The sequence below is a fragment of the Thermogemmatispora sp. genome, from assembly GCF_019683755.1.
Lineage (GTDB): Bacteria > Chloroflexota > Ktedonobacteria > Ktedonobacterales > Ktedonobacteraceae > Thermogemmatispora.
This window is the reverse complement of sequence record NZ_JADGHT010000472.1, coordinates 1-2,833: the sequence shown is the minus strand read 5'-3', so window position 1 is coordinate 2,833 and position 2,833 is coordinate 1. Positions and strand designations below refer to the sequence as shown.

General features: G+C 59.3%; 3 protein-coding genes. All 3 read right to left on the bottom strand.

From position 1 onward, the window contains the following. Nucleotides 1-126: 126 nt before the first annotated feature. Nucleotides 127-858: a universal stress protein gene (locus IRZ24_RS18925; protein WP_297167868.1), complete on the bottom strand. Its 732-nt coding sequence runs from the start codon at nt 856-858 to the stop codon at nt 127-129. Next, nucleotides 855-1,145 carry a hypothetical protein gene (locus tag IRZ24_RS18920; protein ID WP_297167865.1) on the bottom strand — a complete coding sequence of 97 codons (291 nt, stop codon included), beginning with the start codon at nt 1,143-1,145 and terminating at the stop codon, nt 855-857. Before IRZ24_RS18920 ends, IRZ24_RS18925 begins: the two co-directional genes overlap by 4 nt. A gap of 2 nt (nt 1,146-1,147) precedes the next feature. Beyond that, nucleotides 1,148-2,833: APC family permease (locus IRZ24_RS18915; RefSeq protein ID WP_297167862.1), on the bottom strand; the 1,686-nt coding region annotated here is incomplete at its 5' end.

Sequence of the window (2,833 nt, the reverse complement as noted above, 5' to 3'; positions counted from 1 at the left end):
GAGAACTACTAGTGTAATTATAACATGTCTTGACAACAATATGGATCTAAAACTAGTATTATACTTCCGATGAGAGAAAGCAAGCAAAAGCCCGCCGCGAGCAATGCCGGCGGGCGAGAGGGGGGATTAAAAAGGAGCCGAGTGACTGGAGCTGCTCAATTCCTCGGTAGCGGCGGGGACGCCATGAATCTCGCTAGAGGTTCTAACGCTCTCCTCAGAGGGATGTGACGACGCCAGCGGCTCGGCTTCCTGCTCCTGATGGAGTGAAGCGCGAGCGCCGCTGAGTACCAGCACCTCGCATGGTGCGTGCTTCAGGACGTACTCGACGGCGGGATCAATCTGCTGCAGACTACCGCGCACGCGCACAGGGCAATTGGCCACAATAATCAGATCGGCGGCACACTGCTCCGCCTCATAAACAATCGCAGGGCCGGCCTGACGCGCCTTCAGCACCCGTACCGTCAGAGCAGAGGGCGTCTGGCGTGCCACCGAGCGCGCCCGCTCGACCAGGGTCTGAACGCGCTCTTCCTCCTCACCCAGCGTAGCATCCAGGGGCAGCATAAACGGCACCTCAATCACAGCCAGCGCCCAGACACTCCCGTTACGGTGGTGGGCCATCTGGAGTGCTAGCGCCAGCGCACGATCGGTTTCTTCACTGCACTGCAGCAGCGGCACCAGAATGCGCGTCATCTTATTGAGAGTGCGCACGGCCCGACTCGCAGTTCGGCTTAGTTCGTTCTCCGGCGGCAGGCGGAGCATCCAGCCGAGCACACCGATAATCGAAGCTGCGAACAGGAGCGCAATCACAACGCCAGCCGGAGTAATCAAGAGCGGATTGGTGGCAGCCACCAACTTCATGGCTCTTCTCCTTTGCGAGCACGTCCATGAGCCAGGTGCCAGGGTGGCAGCAACTGAAGGCGCACTATGCCCAGGGCCACGAAGGCCAGGCCCAACAGCACCAGTGTCCAGGCCTGCCAGCCCAGCCCCAGCGCCCGCAGACTAATAATCAGCCCCAGCGGAATAAGAAGAATACTGACCACGCGGCGATAGCGCTCCCGCCAAGGGTCGCCTCCGCGGCCTTGCCGCCGTCCCGAATCTTGTGCCAAAGGCTCACAGACCTGACTCACCTTGTGGCTTTCGCGCATATTCAATCTCCTCTCCTGGGTTCCTCTTCACGTGAGGCCGTGGACGACACGCGAGCACGTCGTCCATTGCCCCGCCCCTCCTGGGGTGGCAGCGGCACAGACACCACGCGAGCCGGCGGCATAGCCAGGCGTGTGCGTGCTTCTTCGCCAGCGAGATGGCGTTTGCGCGCCAGGTTCTCGCGTAGCTCCTCAACCAGGTCATACTCCTCGGCGTCCGCATAGACCGCGAGCTGCTCCCGAGCCCAGTCGCGGGGCACACTCCTGAAGATCGGCAAGCCCGAGCGCTTCCGATGCAGGACATAAATGAGCAGGCCCAGCAGTAACCAACCTGGCCCCGCAATTCGTCCGATCGCATGCGTCAGGACCACCATGACCAGCATACTGCTGATCCCCAGCAAACCCAGAATGCCGACCACCGGCAGGAAGCGGCTCTCACCATCCTTCCCCCGGAAGCGGATATTCAACGGCACCTTAAACGGTCGGGGCGTCCAGGGGTCGACAAAGCGCAGTACCAACAGCGAGATAAAGACCAGGATGTAAGCTGTCGCTGCCCCAAAGGCGTACATATTGCCCAAAACGTCGTAGGCATTGGGCGAGAGACCGGCTAGCCACAGCTCTAACAGAGCAAAGCCCGAGAAGACCACCAGCGTGCGTACAGGCGTGCGAAATTTGGGATGAACTCGAGCCAGTTGGCGGGGGAGAAGATCATAGCGGGCCATTGAATAAGTAATGCGTGAAGAGCCAAAGACCCCCGCATTCGACGAGATCAGTACCAACGTTGCCCCAAGAATAGCGACATAGGGGCCAGCCACCAAACCAAGAAAGGGAATGTGGCTGGCGAGCCAGGCAATGGGATCACCATTGTGCTCAGCAAAGGACTGCCAGGGCAGCATGGCCAGGCCTAGATTGGAGAAGGCCAGAGCATAGATGAGCACCGTCAGAATCAAGGCCAACGACGTTCGTGGTACTACCTTGCCGGGCCGAATCGTTTCCTGACTGGCCTGGCTGATTGACTCCAGTCCGACGAAAGAGATGATAGCTAGCGAGGCCCCATAAGCCAGGTGGTAGGGATCAGGCCACGCTTGCGTCATCTGGCGCAGCAGCAACTGCGGATCGAAAGCAAAGAGGAAGCCGAAGAAGAGAATCGTTGATTCACTGATCACATCGAGAGCACCCAGGATCTCGTTGAAACGCGACGACTCTCGTACGCCAATGATATTGAGAACGGTTAGCAAGATCACAAAGGTGGTTGCTTCTAGAATGAGCCACGGCTGAACACCGGGCAAAGTGAGACTTCCCAGGTGCAGATCGATCCGTGTATTAAGAACCGGCAAGAAGAAATTGATATAACCGGCAGAGGCGAGAGCGAACAGCGAGATGTCAATCGTAAAATCGAGCAGAACGGCCCAACCGGCCACGAATCCCCAGAAATCGCCCAGGCCACGCAGGACATAGAACTGCCCTCCGCCGGCCATTGGGTAGGCTGCTGCCAGCTCGGTGTAGGCCAGGCCGACCATCACATAGACCAGACCGGCGAAGAGAAAAGCCACGTTGGTCGCACCCTGGGCTGCTGCCATTACGATGCCCAGAGCCACGTAGACATCGGCCCCGACGTCGGCATACCCCCAGGTATAGGACCCCCAGACCCCCACGGCGCGTCTCAGCCCTGGGCCCAAGCTCTCCTGAGC

Bases quoted from the DNA above. Each gene is read 5' to 3' on its own strand.
- IRZ24_RS18925 (WP_297167868.1), bottom strand. From the start codon at position 858: ATGAAGTTGGTGGCTGCCACCAATCCGCTCTTGATTACTCCGGCTGGC.
- IRZ24_RS18920 (WP_297167865.1), bottom strand. From the start codon at position 1,145: ATGCGCGAAAGCCACAAGGTGAGTCAGGTCTGTGAGCCTTTGGCACAA.